Here is a 21443-nt window from a genome sequence, read left to right as displayed (position 1 = left end):
ACCACGATTTTCCCGAAAAGTCGCACACACCGATGATCGGCGAACACCCGTCGCTTCGCCGCCCGGCCTTGAGGCGCACAAAGCAAAAGACCCCGGCATCACTGCCGGGGTCTTCGCGGGTTACTCAGCCAGTACGTCAGGCATCAGAAGCGCTTGACGTCTGCCTCGCTTTCCAGCTGCTTGCGGTAGGCAGCAAAGTCTTGCTGACCCACACGCGATGCGAGGAAGCGACGGTACTGAGCCTTCTCTTCTTCAGTCGGTGCGGCGGCTTCGTTCACGCCATTGAGGCGCACGATCACCAGGCTGCCATCAGGCAGGGTCACGCTGCTGAAGGACGGTTTGTCCTTGGCCGCAGGCTTTGGCATGCGGAACAAGGCTTGCAGCACGGCCGGGTCGACACCTTCCTGGCCACGGGTGGCCGCTTCGGTGACTTTCCAGCTCAGGCTGCCGAGCGCCGTCTTGCCGTCACGCAGGCTGGCAACCAGCTCATCGGCCTTGGTCTTGGCGGCTGCACTGGCGTGCTCCTTGACCAATTGCCCGCGGATAGCGGCATCGACGCTGGCCAGAGGCAGTTGCTCAGGCTTGCGATGTTCTTTGGCACGCAGCACGATGACCGTTTCCGGGTCCAGTTCGATGGCGGTGCTGTTGGCACCTTCATTCAGCACTTCCGGGCTGAACGCCGCAGCGATCACGGCACGGTTGGCCGTCACACCTTCACCACCTTCACGGCCGAATGGCGCAGACGTGTGGACGATCAGTTTCAGGTCCGCGGCAGGCTGGGCCAGATCGGACGCTTCAAAGGACGCGTCTTCCAGTTGCTTGGTCGCTTCCACGAAACGCTGCTCGACCTGCTGGGTTTTCGCCTCGCGGGTCAATTTGCCTTTCAGGCTGTCAAAGCTGGGTACTTCAGGCGCTTCAACGCCCAGCAGCTTGATCAGGTGGAAACCGTAGTCCGTACGAACCGGCGCCGACACCTGGTCTTTGTTCAGCGCGTACAGCGCTGTTTCAAAGGCCGGATCGTAGACGCCCTGACCTGCGTAACCCAGGTCACCGCCATTGGCAGCCGAACCCGGGTCCTGGGAGAACTCCTTGGCCAGCGCCTCGAAGCTTTCACCTTTGGCCAGGCGTGCCTGAACGTCCTCGATTTTGGCCTTGGCTTGCGCCTCGTTCACCTTGTCGTTGACTTCGATCAGGATGTGCGCAGCCCGGCGTTGCTCGGCCAGGTTGGCGATCTCTTTCTGATACGCCGCCTGAAGCTCTTCGTCGTTGACGGTCACCTGGTCAAAGAAGGAGGCCTTCTTCAATTCAAGGTAATCGATGACCACCTGATCGGGTGTCATGAACTCCTTGGCGTGCTCGTCGTAGTAAGCCTTGACCTCTTCGTCGGTCAGTTTCACGGCCGCAGGGTCTGCCTTGACGTTCAGGGTCGCGAAGTCGCGGGTCTGTTTTTCCAGACGGGCGAAAGCCTGCACCTGTGCATCGGTGACAAAACCGCTGCCTGCCAAGCCCGCGCGCAACTGGCCGATCAGCATTTCCTGAGCCAGCATCTGGCGGAATTGCATACGGCTGTAACCCAGCTGACGGATCACCTGGTCGAAGCGATCGCTGTTGAACTTGCCGTCCACCTGGAACTCAGGCGTTTGCAGGATCACCTGGTCCAAAGCCGCTTCGGAGAAAGCGAATTTCGAATCCTGCGCGCCTTGCAGCAGCAGCTTGCGATCGATCAGGCCCTTGAGCGCCGATTCACGCAGCATTTTTTCATCGAGCAAGGAAGCATCGAAGTCCTTGCCCAGTTGTTGCATAAGCTGGCGGCGTTGCATGTCGACCGCCTGGCTCAGCTCGCTTTGACTGATGACTTCACCATTGACCTTGGCCGCGTCCTGGCTGTTGGTCGTCGCCTGGAAAATGGCCTCGATACCGGTGAATGCCATCAGTACAACGATGATCCCGATAATGGTCTTGGCAATCCAGCCTTGTGAATTGTCCCTGATATTCTGCAGCATGCGTCCCCCAGAAACGGTTGAACTTCAAAAATTAGGCAACCGTGGAGCGTGGGTAGAATCCGGATAGAAGAAAGGCGCATCCGAGGATGCGCCTTCTCGTAACTGGCGGAGCGGACACGGGACTCGAACCTGCGACCCCCGGCGTGACAGGCCAGTATTCTGGCCGACCGAACTACCGCTCCGCTGCCAAGTCAGGCATAGACCCGACCCGGATAGGCAAAAAACCGAGTGAGGCTTAGTTAACAGCTTCTTTCAGTGCTTTACCGGCTTTGAAACCTGGCTTTTTGGCGGCTGCGATTTCCAGAGTCTTACCGGTCTGAGGGTTACGACCGATGCGAGCTGGACGATCAGTGACGGAGAAAGTACCGAAACCCACCAGAACAACAGAGTCACCGGCCTTCAGAGCGCCAGTGACGGATTCGATTACAGCGTCCAGCGCACGGCCAGCAGCGGCTTTCGGGATATCAGCGGATGCAGCGATAGCATCAATCAGTTCCGACTTGTTCACTCTAAGTCCCCTTATATCTATTTTGAGATGATTCTAAGTTTTTTGGTGAAAGCAAAAACGAGTGCTGAATGGCCTACAGACACTTAAGAGCCGCTTTATAACAAGGGCTCTAAAAAGCTGTCAAGGAAGCCCCCCAGGCTAATACGTACTAATGCGTGCTAATTCTTTCCTTAGAGTCAGACTCGCGTTTTTCATCCTTCGCGACTATCTCGGGAGCCACATCCGGCAAGGGCTCCGGCGCGTATTGCAGCGCAATTTGCAGGACCTCGTCAATCCATTTAACCGGTTTAATCTGTAGATCCTGCTTGATATTGTCCGGAATTTCCTTCAGATCGCGTACGTTCTCTTCAGGAATGATCACCGTCTTGATCCCGCCACGGTGTGCCGCCAACAGTTTTTCCTTCAGGCCACCGATCGCCAGCACCTGGCCACGCAAGGTGATTTCCCCGGTCATGGCAACATCGGCGCGCACCGGAATCCCGGTCAGGGCCGATACCAGGGCCGTGCACATGCCTACACCCGCGCTAGGGCCATCCTTGGGCGTCGCCCCTTCCGGCATATGGATGTGGGTGTCGCGCTTCTCATGGAAGTCCAGCGGGATCCCCAGGCTCTTCGCACGGCTGCGTACTACCGTCAGCGCCGCGGTGATCGATTCGACCATGACATCGCCCAGCGAACCGGTCTTGATCAACTGCCCCTTGCCCGGCACCACGGCCGCTTCGATGGTCAGCAATTCGCCGCCCACCTGGGTCCAGGCCAGGCCGGTGACCTGGCCCACCTGATCCTGCTGCTCGGCCAGGCCATAGCGGAACTTGCGCACGCCGAGGAAGTGCTCGAGCATGTCGGCGGTCACTTTCACCGAGAAGCGTTTTTCCAGCGCATGTTCTTTGACCGTTTTGCGGCAGACCTTGGCAATCTGGCGCTCAAGGCCACGCACACCGGCTTCGCGAGTGTAGTAGCGAATGATGTCGCGGATCGCTTCGGCGTCGAACTCCAACTCGACTTTTTTCAGGCCGTTGGCCTGAATCTGTTTCGGCGAAAGGTATTTGACGGCAATGTTGATCTTCTCGTCTTCGGTGTAGCCCGGCAGACGGATCACTTCCATCCGGTCCAGCAGTGCCGGCGGGATGTTCATCGAGTTCGAGGTGCACAGGAACATCACATCGGACAAGTCGTAGTCGACTTCCAGATAGTGATCGTTGAAATTGTGGTTCTGCTCGGGATCGAGCACTTCCAGCAACGCCGACGCCGGATCGCCACGCATGTCGCTGCCCATCTTGTCGATTTCGTCGAGCAGGAACAGCGGGTTGCGCACACCCACCTTTGTCATCTTTTGAATCAATCTTCCTGGCATCGAACCGATGTAAGTACGACGGTGACCACGAATTTCCGCTTCGTCACGTACGCCACCCAAGGCCATGCGGACAAATTTTCGGTTGGTCGCATGGGCAATCGACTCCGCCAGGGAGGTCTTGCCGACACCCGGAGGACCGACCAGGCACAACACCGGACCGCGAATTTTCTTCACGCGCTTTTGCACGGCGAGGTATTCGAGAATCCGCTCTTTGACTTCTTCCAGACCGTAGTGGTCGGCGTCGAGAATGTCTTCTGCACGGGCAAGATCCAGGCGCACCTTGCTCTGTGCCTTCCACGGCACCTGCACCAGCCAGTCGAGGTAGGAGCGCACCACGGTCGCTTCAGCCGACATCGGCGACATTTGCTTGAGCTTGTTCAGCTCAGCCTGGGCTTTGGCCAGGGCATCCTTTGGCAGGCCCGCGGCGTCGATGCGCTTTTTCAGCTCTTCGACTTCGTTGTGGCCTTCCTCGCTGTCGCCGAGCTCTTTCTGAATGGCCTTCATCTGCTCGTTCAGGTAGTACTCGCGCTGACTGCGCTCCATTTGCTTTTTGACGCGGCCACGAATCCGTTTTTCGACTTGCAGCAGGTCGATTTCGGCATCCAGCAAGGCCAGGACGTGCTCAACCCGGGCCGACAAGTCGAGAATCTCGAGGATTTCCTGCTTCTGCTCGATTTTCAGCGCCATATGGGCAGCCATGGTATCGACCAGGCGGCCAGGCTCATCGATGCTGTTGAGCGACGACAGGACTTCGGCGGGAACTTTCTTGCCCAGTTGAACGTATTGTTCGAACTGCGACAGCAAACTGCGGACAAACACTTCCGACTCGCGCTCGGGCGCGTCGACTTCGTCAATCAGCGAAACTTCGGCACGGCAGTGGCCGTCCACTTCCATGAAACGTTCGACAGCACCGCGCTGCTCGCCTTCGACCAGCACCTTGACGGTGCCGTCAGGCAGCTTGAGCAACTGCAGAACGGTCGCAATGGTACCTACACGATAAAGGGCTTCTTCACCGGGATCGTCGTCAGCAGGGTTTCTCTGGGCCAGCAGAAGGATCTGCTTCTCGCCCGTCATCGCGGCCTCGAGGGCTTCGATGGATTTCTCGCGCCCCACGAACAGCGGGATAACCATGTGCGGATAAACCACGACATCACGCAATGGCAGGAGAGGCAATTCGATGGTTGTCTTCATGATTTCGCCTCTACGGCGGCCATAAGGCCGTAAACAGATGGAAGTAAGCTTGAAACCAAGATGGGGGCTGCCTTGAAAAAAAACAAGCTCAAAGAAGGCACTGAACCCGCTAAAAGCAAAGGGGCCCGTAGGCCCCTTACTTAAACCAGCAGTGTGACGCTTACGCGTCTGGCGCTGCCTTGGCAGCCGGCTCACTGTTTTCGTAGATAAACAGTGGCTTGGACTTGCCTTCTATAACACTTTCATCGATCACTACTTTACTCACCTCGGACTGCGAGGGGATTTCATACATAGTGTCGAGCAGTACGCCTTCGAGGATCGAACGCAATCCACGAGCACCGGTCTTGCGTTCCAGCGCGCGCTTGGCGACCGATTTCAGGGCGTCGGAGCGGAACTCCAGGTCTACGCCTTCCATCTCGAACAGCTTGGCATACTGTTTGGTCAGAGCATTTTTCGGCTCGGTGAGGATCTGCATCAGCGCAGCCTCGTCAAGCTCGTCCAGCGTCGCCAGGACCGGCAGACGACCGACGAATTCCGGGATCAGACCGAACTTGACCAGATCGTCAGGCTCGACTTCACGCAGGGATTCACCGACTTTCTTGCCTTCTTCCTTGCTGCGCACTTCCGCGTTGAAACCGATACCGCCCTTGGTGGAACGGTTTTGAATAACCTTTTCCAGACCGGAGAACGCACCACCGCAGATGAACAGGATATTACGGGTGTCGACCTGCAGGAATTCCTGCTGCGGATGCTTGCGACCGCCTTGTGGCGGAACGGAAGCGACCGTGCCTTCGATCAACTTGAGCAGGGCCTGCTGCACGCCTTCACCGGAAACGTCCCGAGTGATCGACGGGTTGTCGGACTTGCGCGAAATCTTGTCGATTTCATCGATATAGACAATGCCCATCTGGGCCTTTTCCACGTCGTAATCGCACTTCTGCAACAGCTTCTGAATGATGTTCTCGACATCTTCACCCACGTAACCCGCCTCGGTGAGGGTGGTTGCGTCGGCGATGGTGAAAGGCACATTCAGCAAGCGAGCCAGTGTTTCAGCAAGCAGGGTCTTACCCGAGCCTGTCGGGCCGATCAGCAAGATGTTGCTCTTGCCGAGTTCGACGTCGTCATTCTTCTTGTCACGCTGGTTCAGGCGCTTGTAGTGGTTGTACACCGCTACGGCCAGAACCTTTTTCGCACGCTCCTGACCAATCACATACTGGTCAAGGATGCCGCTGATTTCTTTAGGCGAAGGCAATTTATGCGCGCTGCTCTCGGCCTGTGCTTCCTGCACCTCCTCGCGGATGATGTCGTTGCACAGGTCGACGCACTCGTCGCAGATAAAGACCGAGGGGCCGGCAATCAATTTGCGCACTTCATGCTGGCTTTTGCCACAGAAGGAGCAATAGAGCAGCTTGCCGTTGTCCTCGCCGTTGCGGGTGTCAGTCATTCGTTCGATCCAAATCCGATAGGCTTGCAACACAAGATGAAGGCTATTGCGGGCTTTTTCAAGCCCGCCGGTGATCAGACCAGCCGACCAGCCTGTTTTGAGCTGCTTATTTTAAGCGGGGCGCTGGGTGATCACTTCATCGATCAAGCCGTACTCACGCGCGGCTTCTGAACTCATGAAGTTGTCGCGGTTGGTATCGCGCTCGATTTCTTCAAGGGTGCGCCCGCTGTGCTTGGCCATCAACGTGTTGAGGCGCTCACGAATGAAGAGGATTTCCTTGGCATGGATTTCGATATCCGACGCCTGGCCCTGGAAACCGCCCAGTGGCTGGTGAATCATCACGCGCGAGTTCGGCAGGCAGTAACGCTTGCCAGGAGCACCGGCCGTCAGCAGGAACGCGCCCATGCTGCACGCCTGGCCGATACAGGTGGTCGACACGTTGGGTTTGATGAACTGCATGGTGTCGTAGATCGACATGCCCGCAGTCACCGAACCGCCCGGGGAGTTGATATAGAGATGGATGTCCTTGTCCGGATTTTCCGCTTCAAGGAACAGCAGTTGCGCACAGATCAGGTTGGCCATGTAGTCCTCTACCGGGCCAACCAGAAAGATCACACGCTCCTTGAGCAGGCGCGAGTAAATGTCGTAGGCGCGCTCGCCACGAGCGGACTGCTCGACAACCATCGGGACCAGACCGCCTGCGGCCTGGATATCAGAGTTCTGCTGAATATACGAATTACGGAACATGCTCTGCAGTCACTCCCAAATAGTTATGTCTTGAATACGCATAAGCCAGCTCGAGAGCTGGCTTATGGCGTGTGCTTCTAACGCAAAACCAATCAGTCGGCTTGTGGAGCTTCTACCGGCTTGACCGCTTCTTCGTAAGAGACCGATTTGTCGGTCACGCTAGCTTTCTGCAGAACAGTATCCACAACTTGCTCTTCCAGCACAACCGAACGAACTTCGTTCAGTTGCAGGTCGTTTTTGTAGTACCAGGACACAACTTGCTCTGGCTCCTGGTAGGCCGAAGCCATTTCCTGGATCAGTTCGCGAACGCGGGTTTCGTCAGGCTTGAGGTCGTATTGCTTGACCACTTCAGCCACGACCAGACCCAGCACAACGCGACGCTTGGCTTGTTCTTCGAACAGCTCGGCCGGCAGTTGATCAGGCTTGATGTTGCCACCGAACTGCTGAACAGCCTGCACGCGCAGACGGTTCACTTCGTTCTCCAGCAGCGCCTTTGGCACTTCGATCGGGTTGGCGGCCAGCAGACCGTCCATTACCTGATTCTTGACCTTGGTTTTGATCGCCTGACGCAGCTCGCGCTCCATGTTCTTGCGAACTTCGGCGCGGAAGCCGTCGATGCCCGACTCCTTGATACCGAACTGGGCGAAGAATTCTTCGGTCAGCTCAGGCAGCTGAGGCTCGGAAACCGAGTTGACGGTCACGGTGAACTCGGCTGCTTTGTTAGCCAGGTCCAGGTTCTGGTAGTTTTCCGGGAAAGTCAGGTTCAGAACGCGCTCTTCGCCCGCCTTCGCACCCACCAGGCCTTCTTCGAAGCCCGGGATCATGCGGCCGGAACCCAGGACCAGCTGGGTGCCCTTGGCAGAACCACCGGCGAAGACTTCACCGTCAACCTTGCCAACGAAATCGATGTTCAGTTGGTCTTCGTTCTGAGCGGCACGCTCAACGGCTTCGAAGCGAACGTTCTGCTTGCGCAGGATGTCCAGCATCTTGTCCAGGTCGGCGTCAGTCACTTCAGCGCTCTGGCGCTCGACCGCGATGGAGTCGAAACCGGCAACGGTGAACTCAGGGAACACTTCGAACGTTGCTACGAATTCCAGGTCCTTGCCCTTTTCCAGGACTTTTGGCTCTACCGAAGGAGCACCAGCCGGGTTCAGCTTTTGCTCGACAATCGCTTCGTAGAAAGAAGCCTGGATCACGTCGCCTACAGCTTCCTGACGCGCATCAGCTTCATAACGCTGACGGATCACGCTCATCGGCACCTTGCCAGGACGGAAGCCTGCAATCTTGGCCTTTTGGGCAGTCTGCTGCAGACGCTTGTTGACTTGAGTCTCAATGCGCTCAGCTGGCACGGTGATGCTCATGCGGCGCTCAAGAGCAGAAGTATTTTCAACAGAAACTTGCATGGATATTCCTCGTTGCACAGACGTTAGCCGGCCGTTTCCGACCCCAGAATCAAGGGCATGCATTCTAGTGGGTCAAACTCAAGAAGTCACCCTACTGAAAACGGGTAAAAACGCAGCAGGCCATTTAGCGGCGAGGACAAACGGTTGAGCCTCGCCATGAGAGCAAATACAGTGAATCACGCCAGGGCTCTGCACCACCCCTTCTATATATAGAAGGAACAGGTCGGCTGCGCCCTGGTTGCGGTCTCGCCAGGAGACCGACGGGCAAATCGGGCATCATCGTGAAACATGTTTTCGACGAGCCGCACACCCTACCAGCACAAAATCCACCGTCATATCGAAAAAGTTCGAACGACCGAAACAAAAACGGCGCAGGCCTTTTCAGGAACTGCGCCGTTTTCTGCTATCAAATAGCTACTTGCAGGGGGCGGAGAGACTCGAAATAAACCCGAAAACTCCCGCCATTGCTGGACCTGACAACGCAAGCCCCCCCTCAAGCGTACTTACAGTTGTACTGATCCGTTGCCGCCGGACCAGATCGACTTAACCGAAACGGGCTGCGATTCTACCGCCAAGGCATTGAGAATGCTCGGTTTTTATTGGCGCCACTGACCCGACACTCTGCCGACCGAACAGCCCCGCCCTGCTGCGCCCGGCCCATGTGGCTACGCTGAAAATCCCCTGGAGGATTTTCGACATGCGAACCGCCCCGGCTTCACAGGCACCTCCATGCCTCACGCCACATATGAAGATTGATTACCCGCTCGACGTCGGAGAGTGGCTGGAATTGAACAGTCTGAACCCGCACCGACAGTATCGTCCGACGCACGGCCCCGGCAAAAAGGTCAAGACGCAGCAGTATTCACTTACAATGTAACAGCCCAATGCAATCAGACTGGCGTCCCGCCGTGATACTTTGCGGCGCTTGATCGGGCCAGGAGATGCCTTAAGTATGCGCATCAAACGCCCCAGCCCCGTTTTCGGTGGCTATTTTGCCCTTTGTTGCTTGTTTTTCGCTGCATGGCTCACCCATCCCGCCCCGGTGCATTCCACGTTTGCCTTGATGAAACCGGTGCCGGCCGTGGCCGATACTGCCAAGCCCATTTACACCAGCCGATTCGCCTCTTCCGGGCTGGTGGACTTCGTGCATTCTTCGGCAGTAACCGCCTTGCCTGACGGCAGCCTGATGGCGGTCTGGTTCGCTGGCTCTCGCGAAGGCGCAGCCGATGTGCAGGTCCGCTCTGCCCGCTTTGACGCAAAAACCGGCGAGTGGGACGCCGAACAGGTACTGGTCACTCGGGATTCGACTCAACAGGGCACCCAAAAATACATTCGCAAACTGGGTAACCCGGTCGTCGCCCTCGCGCCGGACAATCGTCTTTGGTTGTTCTACGTATCGGTATCCATGGGTGGCTGGGCCGGTAGTGCGGTCAACGTGATGGTCTCGAGTGACTTTGGTCGCCAATGGTCCGCGCCACGCCAATTGATCACTTCACCTTTTCTGAATATCAGCACCCTGGTCCGCTCCGCGCCGGTGTTTCATGCCGATGGATCGATCGGCTTGCCTGTCTATCACGAGTTCCTGGGCAAGTTTGCCGAGTACCTGTACTTGAGCGCAGACGGAGAAGTGATCGATAAGTACCGCATCAGCCACGGCAATAATTCATTGCAACCCACGGTGGTTCCATTGGATGGGCAGCGCGGTATCGCCATGCTGCGTTACGCCGGCAACACCCACCACCGCGTGCTGGCGACTCGCACTGAAGATGCAGGGCAAACCTGGAGCGAACCCTACCCACTCGACCCATCGAATCCGAACTCCTCGCTGGCGGCCGTCGCGACGCCCGAGCACGGGTTGCTGGTCGCACTCAACGACCTGCAGGAGGGGCGCTTCAAGCTGAGCCTTTACAGTACCGACGCAGAAATGACCGATTGGCGCTCATTGCGAGACCTGGACAAATCACCCGATCCAGAGGGTGATGCGTTTTCACCCGAGGCCTATAAGGAAATCATCGGCAAAGAGTTTCGCGGCTCCAGTGGCGCACGTCGCCAACCACTGGAAGCACAGTTCCTGAACAACCTCAACTCCCGCGTTTGTAAACGAGAAGGGTGTGATTTTGAATATGAATACCCTTACTTCATCCGCAGTCCGGACGGGCTGTATCACCTGGTTTACTCCTGGAACAACACTTTTATCAAACATGTCACGTTCAATGATGCGTGGCTGTCGGAGCGTGCCCGTTGACCAATCTCTGGCAGGCCCATATCAGCTTCGCAATGATCATCTTCCTCCTGCTACCTTCTTTCGGCATGAAGAGGGTCGGCGGTCTTGTGCTGTTACTCGCCTTGCTGGCTGTCAGCTTCATCCCGCTTGACGGCCTGTCACTGGCCGCGTACTTGCGCAGCCATATCGATGACCTGGCGATCACGACCCTGGCGTTCCTGGCTTGGGGGTGTTTGCGTCGACTGGATGCCTTGCCGCCCGCCCCGCAAGGTCAAGCCGGCGTCTTGATGCTCTTCGCCGCGGCGACCCTGGTGCTGTATCCGGCAACTCTGGGATTGAGCGACCTGGACCCTTATCGGTTCGGCTTCAGCCCGCGCCCAATGTTGCTGTTCGTCGCACTGCTCACACTGGGCCTGTTTTATCTGCGTAACTACCTGGCCGTCGTGATGCTGGCCTGCGCGACACTCGCCTTCATCATCGAAATCAAGCCTTCGCAGAATTACTGGGATTACCTGATTGATCCACTGCTCGGCCTCTATTGCTGCACGGTGCTGTTGATACGCGCCACGCGCTGGACCTACGGTCGGCTAAACACGCTACGCGGCTGCGCGCCAAACAGGTCCGCTTGAAACTCAACGACATTATTCAATAGGGGGCATGGATGGGCTGGCTACATTCGAGACGCTTGCATTACTGGCTTGGCGCGACGGCAATTGTGTTTGCGTTGTTTGCGCTGCTGCGGGTGGTGTTTTTTTTCGGTTTTTCCGGTTTCGACGCCAGGGCCCTGATCGACGAACAGGCCGTCCTGGACACCCTGGGCATCGGCTTTCGTTTCGACCTGCGCCTGGCGATCCTGGTCATGCTGCCGGCGGCATTACTGGCGTGGCTCCCCCGCCGGAACCTTGTCAGCAGCCGCCTGGTGCGCCGGATCGCACGGGTCTATCTGGCCGCCACCCTCAGTGCGCTGCTGCTGGTCTACATCATCGATTTTGGCCACTACGCGTACCTGGGCGTAAGGATCAACGCTACCGTGCTGCGCTTCATCGATGATGCGCAAATATCCCGCGGCATGGTCTGGCAATCCTACCCGGTCATCTGGATTTCACTGGGCTGGCTGACAACAGTCGCAGTGGTGACACTGGCCCTGGTGCGCCTGGAACGCGTGACGCTTGACCGCCCCCGCAAAACCATTCACCCGCTCTCCGCTACATGGGGTAGCGCATTGATGGTCGTGCTGGTGTTATTGGGTATTTTGGGCCGCGTCGAAAACATCAACCTGGAAAACCCTGTTCCACTGCGCTGGAGCGATGCCTTCTTCTCGGGCAACCACCAGATCGCTGCGCTGGGCCTGAACCCCGTGATCTTCCTCTACGACACGGTCAAGGTCGGTCAGTCGCGCTATGACGAAGCACAGGTGCGCGAGCACTATGCGGTCATGGCCAACTACCTGGGCGTTGACCAGCCCGACCCACACACCATGAACTTCGTACGCCACCAGGCACCACAACCCTACAAAGTACCGGGCTCGCGACCACCGAACGTGATGTTTGTCATGCTCGAATCGCTGGGCACCAGCGCCGTTGGAGCCTACGGCAACCCGATCAATCCGACGCCCAATCTCGATCGCCTGGCCACCCAGAGCTGGTTTTTCGAGCACTTCTATGTGCCGGTGACGGGGACCGCAAAAACCGTCTGGGCCAGTATTAGCGGGGTGCCTGACGTCACGCGCCAGGAAACCGCGACGCGCAATCCGCTGATCACCAATCAGCACACCCTGATCAATGCCTTCGCCGACTACGAGAAGATCTACACCATTGGCGGTAACTCCGGCTGGGCCAATATGAATGCCTTGATTCGGCAAAGCATCGACGGCGTTCGCTTGCTCGAAGAGCGGGATTGGAAATCTCCGCCAGTGGATGTCTGGGGGATCTCGGACCTGGATTTGTTCAAGGAAACCGACAAAGTCCTGCAAGCACTGCCCAAGGACAAACCCTTCTTTGCCTATGTACAGACGGCCGGTAACCATCGCCCCTTCACGATCCCCAAGACCAACGATGGATTCGAGGTCAAGCACCCGACCCTGGCCGAAGTCCAGGCCGCCGGATCGCGCAGCGTCGAACAGTACAACGCGGTGCGCCTGCTGGACTTCAACATCGGGCGCCTGATGGAAATAGCCAAGGCAGGCGGCTACTACGACAACACCATTTTCGTGCTGTTTGGCGACCACAACACCCGAATCGCCCAGATTCCGTTCCTGGCGCCGGCTTATGAGCAACTCGGCCTGGAAAGCAACGCAGTGCCCATGATCATTCACGCACCGGGCTTGCTTGGGACGCGCACGGTCAAGGAAGCGGTTGGCCTGGCGGACTTGCTGCCAACCGTGGCGGGCATGGTCGGTCTTGAGTTTCGCAACAGCGGCATGGGGCGTGACATTCAGCAGCCCGCCCCCGAAGGCGAACGCGTGGTACCACTGGTATTACGCGAGGGAACGTTCCCGCTGATTGCGGGCGTGACTCAACACTACATGGTGCAGATGGAGCACGACGGCAGCTCGCCAACCCTCCACGACCTCGCCTCAACGACTCCACGGGACAACGTGGCCGAGAAACACCCTGAAGAGTTCAAACGCCTGACACTGCTGACCCGTGGCATGCATGAAACCTCACGGCTGATGCTGTTCCAGAACGTACGTAAGTGACATGTACGAGCTGAACGGCCAATGGCCGCTTCAGCTCGAAAGCACTGACGTTAAAAGGACCCGGCCAAGGCTGCTGACTCCCTGCTCATGATCAGCAGCTTCGATCTTTGCCTACCGCTGGCTGGCCTTGGCATAGCGGATAGCCCACATCTTAACGCCCCTTCCCAAAAACACCCGGCGGATGGCCGGGTGGTCGTTGATGCTGACTACCCCCACCCTTGCAGCGGCGTATGACATCGGCCGTGCGCGCGTAGCTCTCGAATGGAAAACCCACTCCACACCCTGCGATCCGCGCAACGGAAGGCATGAACACGCTCATAGCGCGCAATGCGCTCAAGCCAGGGCAGATTCTCGACACAAGTGCCGGACAGGCGTTGCCATGCGACTGAGAAGCTTCCTTCAATGCGCTGCAAGCTGGTCGATGGGAGGGTGGCGCGCCGAAGACCTGTCCGGACACCCTGCCAGCGAAGGCATGGTGCCGCAGGCAGATAAGTCCTGTTTTGGACGTTGCTCGCCGGGCGACGCTGTCAGCGGGGGACATTGGTACACCACCAGAAGACCACTCTGGCGAATGTACTAACGTTTTGCGGATCGTGGCGAACGACCACGAACGTCCAGACAACAAAAAAGCCGCACTAGGCGACTTTCTGTTGGGTTTCGCTGACTATGGTGAATCACTGCGAATACTTGTTTGGTGCGGACGGAGAGACTCGAACTCTCACACCTTGCGGCGCTGGAACCTAAATCCAGTGTGTCTACCAATTCCACCACATCCGCGTATCAAGCTTTTAAAGCAAAGGCGCCAGACTATTAATCTGGCGCCTTTCTAAATATGGGGTGGACGAAGGGGATCGAACCCTCGACAACGGGAGTCACAATCCCGTGCTCTACCAACTGAGCTACGCCCACCATATTGCCATGTTGCTTTACTTGTGCCAAAGCTGCCTAATTGGCGCACCCGGCAGGACTCGAACCTGCGACCATCCGCTTAGAAGGCGGATGCTCTATCCAGCTGAGCTACGGGCGCCTTGTTAATCTGTATTCTTGGACGATTACAAACTAAGTGCTTTCAGTCTCACCGAGCTAAACATCAACTCTTCCGTTCGACCTTCTTAACCAGTGCTAGGCTGTGCCCGACAAGTGCGACGAATGTTATAGGTGAGTCCGAAGGTCGTCAACTCTTTTTTAAAAAAAATTCATTTTATTTAAGGGGTTAGGGGAATTTGCAGACCAAGCGCCTTTGCCCTCACGTCCTGACATGCGAGAATGCGCTCTCTTTTCTTCCCCCTCTCGATGGTTAATCACGCGCAATGACAGCACAACTAATCGACGGCAAATCGATCGCCGCCAGCCTGCGCCAGCAGATCGCCAAACGTGTCGCCGAGCGTCGCGAGCAAGGCCTGCGCACGCCCGGCCTCGCGGTGATCCTGGTCGGCAGCGATCCCGCCTCTCAGGTTTATGTCTCGCACAAGCGTAAAGACTGTGAAGAGGTCGGCTTCCTCTCCCAAGCCTATGACCTGCCCGCTGACACCACCCAGCAAGCCCTGACCGACCTGATCGACCGTCTTAACGACGACCCGAACATCGACGGCGTGCTACTGCAGCTGCCACTGCCTGAGCACCTGGACGCCTCCAAACTGCTGGAACGCATTCGCCCGGACAAAGACGTCGATGGTTTCCATCCTTATAACGTCGGCCGCCTGGCACAACGCATCCCCCTGCTGCGCCCATGCACGCCCAAAGGCATCATGACCTTGCTGGAAAGCACCGGTGCCGACCTGTACGGCATGAACGCAGTGGTGGTCGGCGCCTCCAACATTGTCGGTCGCCCGATGGCGATGGAACTGTTGCTGGCCGGCTGCACCGTCACCGTTACCCACCGCTTCACCAAGGACCTGGCCGGCCATGTCGGCCGTGCCGACCTGGTGGTCGTGGCCGCCGGCAAGCCGGGCCTGGTCAAGGGCGAGTGGATCAAGGAAGGCGCCATCGTCATCGACGTCGGCATCAACCGCCAGGAAGATGGCAAGCTGGTCGGCGACGTGATCTACGACACCGCCCTGCCCCGCGCCGGCTGGATTACTCCGGTACCTGGCGGCGTTGGCCCGATGACCCGTGCCTGCCTGCTGGAAAACACGCTCTACGCGGCGGAAACCCTGCACGGCTGAGTGCAGCGCTTCACCGGTGCCCTACCAGAAACCCCGCCATCCGGCGGGGTTTCTCGTTTGTGGACGGCCTTAAGGCTGTTCGTCGAAAACCGCTGTTTTTTAGCCGAAAACCAGGACTTTCATCTGCGCCCCGAAGAACATTCGACAGTTCCTCAACTACGCTCATAAAATGTAACGTTTTTCTGGAAAAAGCCCGTTGCACAACGGCATACCCACATTTATCGAGTCCACTCGCGTGAAAATCCGTCTTTCTATCCTGAGTCTCTTTTTTGCATTTTCAGGCACTGTCATCACGTCGAACGTCGATGCTGGTGAAACCACTGCGGCACCTCGCGACCCCTCGAAACTGCATATCGCCTCGGGCAGCGCCATGCTGATCGACTTGCAGACCAACAAGATCGTCTATGCCAGCAACCCGGATGTCGTGGTACCCATCGCCTCGGTGACCAAGTTGATGACCGGCCTGGTGGTGCTGGAAGCCAAGCAGAATATGGATGAGTACATTTCCGTGACGATCAGCAACACCCCGGAAATGAAAGGCGTGTTCTCGCGGGTCAAGCTCAATAGCGAACTGTCGCGCAAGGAAATGCTGCTGATCACCCTGATGTCCTCGGAAAACCGCGCGGCTGCGACCCTGGCCCACCACTACCCGGGTGGCTACGCCGCCTTTATTGCCGCGATGAACGCCAAGGCCAAGGCGCTGGGCATGACCAGCACCCACTACGTCGAGCCTACGGGCCTGTCCACCAGCAACGTATCCACGGCACGCGACCTGAGCAAACTGCTGCAAGCGGCGCGCAAGTACCCGATGCTGAGCGAGTTGAGCAGCACCAAGGAAAAGACCGTAGCGTTCCGCAAACCCAGTTATACCCTGGGCTTTCGCAACACCGATCACCTGGTCCGCAAGGACAATTGGGATATCCAGCTGACCAAGACCGGCTTCACCAACCAGGCGGGACACTGCCTGGTACTGGTTACCCGCATGGGGGATCGCCCAGTGTCACTGGTGATTCTCGACGCCTTCGGCAAATACACCCACTTTGCCGACGCCACCCGCATCCGCCAGTGGGTTGAAACCGGCAAGAGCAGCCCGGTGCCGGCATCGGCCCTGAACTACAAAGCGAACAAGAACCTGAAAAGCCGCCAGACCGGCGTGGCACAAACCGCCGAGTAGCTCGCTCATCAAGGCCCCGACGCCAGTCAGGGCCTTCATCGAAAACGGCGCCTCAGGGCGCCGTTTCTCATGGCTGGGCGTTCAACGCCCCGGTCGCCCGGGCAGCCGCCTGCTCCTGCCCCGCATGGGCCAGGTCATTGGCCGCACTCAGCCAGCGCTGCCGGTCGACACTGGCGGGAACCTGGGTCGGCGCCTGAATCAGCACAGCCCAACCGCCCGCGTCCTTGAAGGCCGACTCAAAGGCGTTGAAGTCCAGCAACAGGCGACGGTTCATGCCCGAGCGCAGCAGCACAGTCTGCTTCTGACGATTGTACCCGGCAAGAATGGCGTACCTGGGCTCTTTCCAGAAGGCCGAACCCTCGGTGTAGCGCAAGAGCACCGGATAACCCGCCGCGACCTGGGTCAGCAGCGCTGGCAAGTTGCTGTCCAGCGGGTACACGACCATGCCGTACTCACGCGCCAGCTTAGGCATGCTTTGCTGCAACTGCGCCTCGGCGCCCGGCAAATGCAAAGGTTTGTCGAGCAACCCTGGCGTGATCACGACACCCTGCTGGGACAGCAGGCTGGCCAGGGTTTGCGGCCCACTCTGATAAGCCTCGCCGCGGTAGAACCTGCCGTTGAGCTCGACACGCTCGGGCAGGCGCTTGATTTCAGGTTGCACGCTCCCGGCACAACCGGCCAGGCTCAAGACGCAGGCCGCAGCCAGCAAGGCGAAGCGAAAACGAGGAAGTACCGGCAACATCATCACTCACTTGTTCAGGTGCCGGTCAGCAATCTTCCGGCTTGAGCACTGATCATAGCAGCGCTATAGCGGTAAACGGCAGTCACCCGCAGCCGATAGAACGAACAGGTTGGAGGCTCACGACTATTGGTCAATAGCCTGCAACACATCTGCGGCTAGACTGACACCTGCAAAGCGTAAGTGCCCGAAGCCGGGCAAAGAGGAGGCACCGATGAGCCTGATGGCAATAATCCTGATGCTGATAGGTGGCTGGCTGGCCGTTGCGGCCGCCATGCTGTGGGGTGTATTGCGCATCACCCGCAGACACCATCCTGCCTACAGAGCACCGCAAGCCCCCGCCAAACACGAGAAACCTGCACGGCGTCACGCTTCCGCTCATTGAGCGACTTCACCGGTATCCCCATCAAGCAAAACGGCCGCCTGCACGCTTTCGAGCGCAGACGACCGTCGAGTACTGCCGCTAAGGCTTAAGCCTGCTCAGCAAGCTGCTTTTGCCTGGCCCGGCGCGACAACATGTTCAGCGTTTCGATCGCCGCCGAGAACGCCATGGCCGCATAGACGTAGCCTTTCGGTACGTGAGCGCCGAAGCCTTCGGCGATCAGGGTCATGCCGATCATGATCAGGAAGCCCAGCGCCAGCATCACCACCGTCGGGTTGTCGTTGATGAATTTGGCCAGAGGCTCGGCCGCCAACAACATCACCAGCACCGACACCAGGACCGCAATGATCATGATCGGCAAATGCTCGGTCATGCCGACCGCGGTAATGATGCTGTCGATGGAGAACACCAGGTCGAGCATCAGGATCTGACCGATGGCCGCCGCAAAACCCAAGGTCACCGTCGACGTTTTCGACGTCGGATCATCCGGCGACGGATCCATGCTGTGGTGGATTTCCGTGGTTGCCTTCCACAACAGGAACAGGCCACCGGCAATCAGGATCATGTCTTTCCACGAGAACGCGTGACCGAACACCTCGATCACCGGCTCCGTCAGTTGCACGATGAAGGCAATGGTGCTCAACAGGCCCAGGCGCAGGACCAGCGCCATGCTGATACCGATCCGGCGCGCCTTGGCCCGGTGCTGCTCCGGCAGCTTGTTGGTCAGGATCGAGATGAAGATCAGGTTATCGATGCCGAGCACGATCTCCATCACGATCAAGGTGGCCAGGGCGACCCAGGCAGTGGGGCTTGCAGCAAGTTGTAAAAGGTAGTCCATGGGTCAGTCCTGACTCGGTGTTGAACAGATTAGATTTCCTGCGACGAACTCTCTTGCTTGTCGTCGTCGGCGGAAGGGTCCTTTTTACTGATGATGTTCCCGGTGGCGTCGCTCAGGGCCTGCTCCGCCGCCTTGTGGGTATCGTCGATCGCCTGCTTGGCCGATTCGGCGGCCTTGCCCATCAATTGCTGGGCGCTTTTTTCGGCCTGGTCACAGCCAGTGAGCAACAGCGCAGAAACAGCCAGCAACGAAGCCGCAGTCAAGGATTTGAGTGTCATCATGCTTTCCTCGTTAGAACAGACTCGGCCGAAATAGTGGCCCGTCGATAGCGAGGCATTCTAAGGAAGGGAATACTTCAGGAAAATTCGTATTTTTAGCGGCTATACTTCGGTTTTTACGAATCGGCGAGTGCCATGCTCAATTATCGGCAACTGCATTACTTCTGGGTCGTGGCCAAAACCGGCAGCATTGTGCGTGCCTGCGAACAACTGAACCTGACGCCCCAGACCATCAGCGGGCAGATCAGCCTGCTGGAGCAAACCTACGGGATCGAACTGTTCCGGCGAGTCGGACGGCAACTGGAACTGACCGAGGCCGGTCGCCAGACCCTGACCTACGCCGAGCAAATGTTTCAGCTGGGAGGCGAACTGGAAGCCCTGCTGCGAGCCCAGCCCAACGAGCAACAGATCCTGTTTCGGGTCGGCGTCGCGGACGTAGTGCCCAAATCCATTGTCTATCGCCTGATTGCGCCAACCATGGAGCTGCACGAGCCGCTGCGCATTACCTGTCGCGAGGACAAGCTGGAGCGCCTGCTGGCCGACCTGGCGATTCAACGGCTGGACCTGGTGATTTCCGACAGCCCGATGCCCTCGCACCTGGACATCAAGGGCTACAGCCAGAAACTCGGTGAGTGCGGGATCAGCTTCTTCGCCACTCGGGAATTGGCCGAACGCTACGGCAGCGACTTCCCGCGCTGCCTGCATGGCGCGCCCCTGCTGATTCCCGGCCAGGAAACCGTGGTGCGCAGCAGACTGCAACGCTGGTTTGCCGAACAGCGGATCCAGCCGCGGATCGTCGGCGAGTTCGATGACAGCGCCTTGATGCAGGCATTTGGCCAATCCGGCAGCGGAATCTTCATCGGCCCCAGCGTGATTGCCGACGAGGTACGACGCCAGTACGGCGTCGAGGTGATTGGCCAGACCGATGCGGTCAGTGAGTCGTTCTACGCCATCTCGGTGGAACGCAAGGTCAAGCACCCGGGCATTGTCGCCATTACCGAAGGTGCCCGCCGGGCACTGTTTACCGCACTGTAGAGGCGCAGACGAGCGGCGTCTTGAGCTTCATCAGCAGCAGCGCCAGCAGGATCGACACCAGGATAAAACCGGCCGCGGCAACGCCCAGGCTCCCCAGGCCCAGGGTGTCGATCACCCGCCCGCCCACCAGCGCTCCCAGGCCAATCCCCAGGTTGCCCCCGGCAATGTTCAGCGAAGCGGCGAACGCCGGCGCTTGCGGGGCGGCCTTCATCAGGCGCACATGGCAGACCAGAAACAATGCCGCCTGGGTCACCCCCCAGATGCCCATCGCCGCCGCCAGCCCCAGGGTCGAATGGATATTCGGCACCAGCGCGAGCAGGCCGCCGACCATGAACCCGCAGAACACCATCGATGCAATCAGCGGGTGGCGGTCGACCATGCGCCCGCCCAGCGAATTGCCGATCAGGCCGACCGCACCAAACCCCATCAGGCACCACCCCACCACCGCGCCGTTGAAACCGGCCAGCCGCTCCAGGATATCGGCCAGGTAGGTGTAGGCGGTGAACATGCCGCTGAACACCAGAATCGACAACAGCACATGCCCTTGCATCAACGGACTGCGCAGAATCCTGAACTGCGAAGCGAAACTCACCTGCTGGTTGTGCAGGTCGGTTTTCGGCAAGTAGATAAACAGCAGCAAGGCCTTGGCGAAGGCAATCAGCGCCAGAATGCCGAAGGCACTGCGCCAACCGAATGCATCGGAGATCAGCGTGCCGACGGGAATCCCGAAGACGGTGGCACAGACGATCCCGAAGCCGATCTTGGCAATCGCCCGCCCGGCGTAGTCCGGCCCCACGATGTCCACCGCCGTCTCACTGGCCAGCGCCCAGAACACCGGCAACCCCAGCGCCGGTATCAACCGGGCCACTGCCATCACGCCAATGTTGGGCGCCAGGGCGGCCAGGGTGTTGGCCAGCCCGAACAGGATCAACACGCTGATAAACAGCCGGCGGCGCTCGAAGCGCGCGAAGTACGCCGTCAGGAATGGCCCGAATGCCGCCACGGTAAACGCGAACAAGGTCACCAGCAGCCCCGCCTGGGAAACGCTGACATCGAGGTCGCGAGCAATCGAGGGCAGCAGGCCGACAATGATGAACTCCGTGGTCAGCACCGTGAAACCGGCGGCTGACAACAGCAGGATGGGAAACAACATGGGTAACTCCAGAAAACGACAACGCCAGCGACTGCCCGAAGGCTCACTGAGGGGAGATGAAAAAAGAGGATGGCGAATCTTAGCAGAGTGCGCCCGATCATGCTGGC

At 58.4% G+C, this 21443-nt stretch carries 16 protein-coding genes, 4 tRNA genes and 1 pseudogene; 6 read left to right on the top strand and 15 right to left on the bottom strand.

From position 1 onward, the window contains the following. Positions 1-143 precede the first annotated feature (143 nt). From CKW25_RS09410 to tig, 7 genes are all read right to left on the bottom strand, one after another. Entirely contained in the window at positions 144-2003 is a 1860-nt protein-coding gene (locus tag CKW25_RS09410) for a SurA N-terminal domain-containing protein (RefSeq protein ID WP_095078895.1), read from the bottom strand. A 103-nt stretch (positions 2004-2106) separates the two neighbouring features. Next, positions 2107-2185, bottom strand: a tRNA-Asp gene (locus CKW25_RS09405). A gap of 53 nt (positions 2186-2238) precedes the next feature. Further along, on the bottom strand, positions 2239-2511 hold the full coding sequence (locus CKW25_RS09400; RefSeq protein WP_002552737.1) for an HU family DNA-binding protein: 273 nt from the start codon (positions 2509-2511) through the stop codon (positions 2239-2241). 148 nt (positions 2512-2659) lie between these two features. Beyond that, positions 2660-5056: an endopeptidase La gene (gene lon / locus CKW25_RS09395; RefSeq protein WP_095078894.1), complete on the bottom strand. Its 2397-nt coding sequence runs from the start codon at positions 5054-5056 to the stop codon at positions 2660-2662. Positions 5057-5216: 160 nt separating this feature from the next. Further along, the gene (gene clpX, locus CKW25_RS09390; RefSeq protein WP_095078893.1) at positions 5217-6500 is read right to left on the bottom strand and encodes an ATP-dependent Clp protease ATP-binding subunit ClpX; all 1284 of its coding nucleotides are present in this window, start codon (positions 6498-6500) and stop codon (positions 5217-5219) included. A 111-nt stretch (positions 6501-6611) separates the two neighbouring features. Continuing rightward, entirely contained in the window at positions 6612-7247 is a 636-nt protein-coding gene (gene clpP, locus CKW25_RS09385; RefSeq protein ID WP_095078892.1) for an ATP-dependent Clp endopeptidase proteolytic subunit ClpP, read from the bottom strand. A 92-nt stretch (positions 7248-7339) separates the two neighbouring features. Beyond that, positions 7340-8650 carry a trigger factor gene (gene tig, locus CKW25_RS09380; RefSeq protein ID WP_095078891.1) on the bottom strand — a complete coding sequence of 437 codons (1311 nt, stop codon included), beginning with the start codon at positions 8648-8650 and terminating at the stop codon, positions 7340-7342. A gap of 952 nt (positions 8651-9602) precedes the next feature. Between tig and CKW25_RS09375 the strand changes: the two genes are divergently transcribed. From CKW25_RS09375 to CKW25_RS09365, 3 genes are read left to right on the top strand one after another with little or no spacing between them, the layout of a single operon-like run. Then, positions 9603-10895 carry an exo-alpha-sialidase gene (locus tag CKW25_RS09375; protein ID WP_095078890.1) on the top strand — a complete coding sequence of 431 codons (1293 nt, stop codon included), beginning with the start codon at positions 9603-9605 and terminating at the stop codon, positions 10893-10895. After that, entirely contained in the window at positions 10892-11503 is a 612-nt protein-coding gene (locus CKW25_RS09370; RefSeq protein WP_095078889.1) for a hypothetical protein, read from the top strand. The genes CKW25_RS09375 and CKW25_RS09370 overlap by 4 nt, the downstream gene beginning before the upstream one ends. 32 nt (positions 11504-11535) lie before the next feature. Next, entirely contained in the window at positions 11536-13572 is a 2037-nt protein-coding gene (locus tag CKW25_RS09365) for an LTA synthase family protein (RefSeq protein WP_095078888.1), read from the top strand. Positions 13573-13686: 114 nt separating this feature from the next. On the opposite strand, the pseudogene CKW25_RS26985 reads toward CKW25_RS09365, so the two are convergent. The 4 genes and pseudogenes from CKW25_RS26985 to CKW25_RS09350 form a co-directional block, all read right to left on the bottom strand. Next, positions 13687-14056, bottom strand: a pseudogene (locus CKW25_RS26985) (DNA adenine methylase); the annotation flags it as partial. A 208-nt stretch (positions 14057-14264) separates the two neighbouring features. After that, positions 14265-14349: transfer RNA gene (locus tag CKW25_RS09360), tRNA-Leu, on the bottom strand. 56 nt (positions 14350-14405) lie between these two features. Beyond that, positions 14406-14481: transfer RNA gene (locus CKW25_RS09355), tRNA-His, on the bottom strand. 41 nt (positions 14482-14522) lie between these two features. Continuing rightward, positions 14523-14599 (bottom strand) — tRNA-Arg (locus tag CKW25_RS09350). A gap of 283 nt (positions 14600-14882) precedes the next feature. Here CKW25_RS09350 and folD point away from each other — a divergent pair. Then, positions 14883-15737, top strand: coding sequence for a bifunctional methylenetetrahydrofolate dehydrogenase/methenyltetrahydrofolate cyclohydrolase FolD (folD, locus tag CKW25_RS09345; protein WP_095078887.1), 855 nt, complete (start codon positions 14883-14885; stop codon positions 15735-15737). Positions 15738-15972: 235 nt separating this feature from the next. Then, positions 15973-16911 carry a D-alanyl-D-alanine endopeptidase gene (gene pbpG, locus CKW25_RS09340; protein ID WP_095078886.1) on the top strand — a complete coding sequence of 313 codons (939 nt, stop codon included), beginning with the start codon at positions 15973-15975 and terminating at the stop codon, positions 16909-16911. 67 nt (positions 16912-16978) lie between these two features. Here the strand turns inward: pbpG and CKW25_RS09335 are convergent, their stop codons facing one another. The 3 genes from CKW25_RS09335 to CKW25_RS09325 form a co-directional block, all read right to left on the bottom strand. Then, the gene (locus tag CKW25_RS09335) at positions 16979-17656 is read right to left on the bottom strand and encodes a peptidase C39 family protein (RefSeq protein WP_371854896.1); all 678 of its coding nucleotides are present in this window, start codon (positions 17654-17656) and stop codon (positions 16979-16981) included. Between the two features lie 464 nt (positions 17657-18120). After that, the gene (locus tag CKW25_RS09330) at positions 18121-18870 is read right to left on the bottom strand and encodes a TerC family protein (protein ID WP_095078885.1); all 750 of its coding nucleotides are present in this window, start codon (positions 18868-18870) and stop codon (positions 18121-18123) included. Positions 18871-18899: 29 nt separating this feature from the next. Continuing rightward, a complete protein-coding gene (locus CKW25_RS09325) occupies positions 18900-19148 on the bottom strand; it encodes a hypothetical protein (protein WP_095078953.1) in 249 nt (82 codons plus the stop codon). Positions 19149-19283: 135 nt separating this feature from the next. On the opposite strand from CKW25_RS09325, the gene nhaR reads away from it, so the two are divergent. Beyond that, a complete protein-coding gene (nhaR, locus tag CKW25_RS09320; RefSeq protein WP_095078884.1) occupies positions 19284-20183 on the top strand; it encodes a transcriptional activator NhaR in 900 nt (299 codons plus the stop codon). On the opposite strand, the gene CKW25_RS09315 is transcribed toward nhaR, so the two are convergent. Beyond that, positions 20170-21336 carry an MFS transporter gene (locus CKW25_RS09315; RefSeq protein WP_095078883.1) on the bottom strand — a complete coding sequence of 389 codons (1167 nt, stop codon included), beginning with the start codon at positions 21334-21336 and terminating at the stop codon, positions 20170-20172. The genes nhaR and CKW25_RS09315 overlap by 14 nt on opposite strands. Positions 21337-21443 lie beyond the last annotated feature (107 nt).

It is taken from the genome of Pseudomonas sp. Irchel s3h17 (genome assembly GCF_900187505.1).
Taxonomy (GTDB): domain Bacteria; phylum Pseudomonadota; class Gammaproteobacteria; order Pseudomonadales; family Pseudomonadaceae; genus Aquipseudomonas.
This window is presented reverse-complemented; position numbering and strand designations above follow the sequence as displayed.

Excerpts from the sequence above, each read along its gene's own strand:
- CKW25_RS09410 (WP_095078895.1), bottom strand. The coding sequence starts at position 2,003 with ATGCTGCAGAATATCAGGGACAATTCACAAGGCTGGATTGCCAAGACC.
- clpP (WP_095078892.1), bottom strand. The coding sequence starts at position 7,247 with ATGTTCCGTAATTCGTATATTCAGCAGAACTCTGATATCCAGGCCGCA.
- CKW25_RS09330 (WP_095078885.1), bottom strand. The coding sequence starts at position 18,870 with ATGGACTACCTTTTACAACTTGCTGCAAGCCCCACTGCCTGGGTCGCC.
- clpX (WP_095078893.1), bottom strand. The coding sequence starts at position 6,500 with ATGACTGACACCCGCAACGGCGAGGACAACGGCAAGCTGCTCTATTGC.
- CKW25_RS09365 (WP_095078888.1), top strand. The coding sequence starts at position 11,536 with ATGGGCTGGCTACATTCGAGACGCTTGCATTACTGGCTTGGCGCGACG.
- nhaR (WP_095078884.1), top strand. The coding sequence starts at position 19,284 with ATGCTCAATTATCGGCAACTGCATTACTTCTGGGTCGTGGCCAAAACC.
- tig (WP_095078891.1), bottom strand. The coding sequence starts at position 8,650 with ATGCAAGTTTCTGTTGAAAATACTTCTGCTCTTGAGCGCCGCATGAGC.
- CKW25_RS09325 (WP_095078953.1), bottom strand. The coding sequence starts at position 19,148 with ATGACACTCAAATCCTTGACTGCGGCTTCGTTGCTGGCTGTTTCTGCG.
- CKW25_RS09315 (WP_095078883.1), bottom strand. The coding sequence starts at position 21,336 with ATGTTGTTTCCCATCCTGCTGTTGTCAGCCGCCGGTTTCACGGTGCTG.
- CKW25_RS09335 (WP_371854896.1), bottom strand. The coding sequence starts at position 17,656 with ATGATGTTGCCGGTACTTCCTCGTTTTCGCTTCGCCTTGCTGGCTGCG.
- folD (WP_095078887.1), top strand. The coding sequence starts at position 14,883 with ATGACAGCACAACTAATCGACGGCAAATCGATCGCCGCCAGCCTGCGC.
- lon (WP_095078894.1), bottom strand. The coding sequence starts at position 5,056 with ATGAAGACAACCATCGAATTGCCTCTCCTGCCATTGCGTGATGTCGTG.
- CKW25_RS09375 (WP_095078890.1), top strand. The coding sequence starts at position 9,603 with ATGCGCATCAAACGCCCCAGCCCCGTTTTCGGTGGCTATTTTGCCCTT.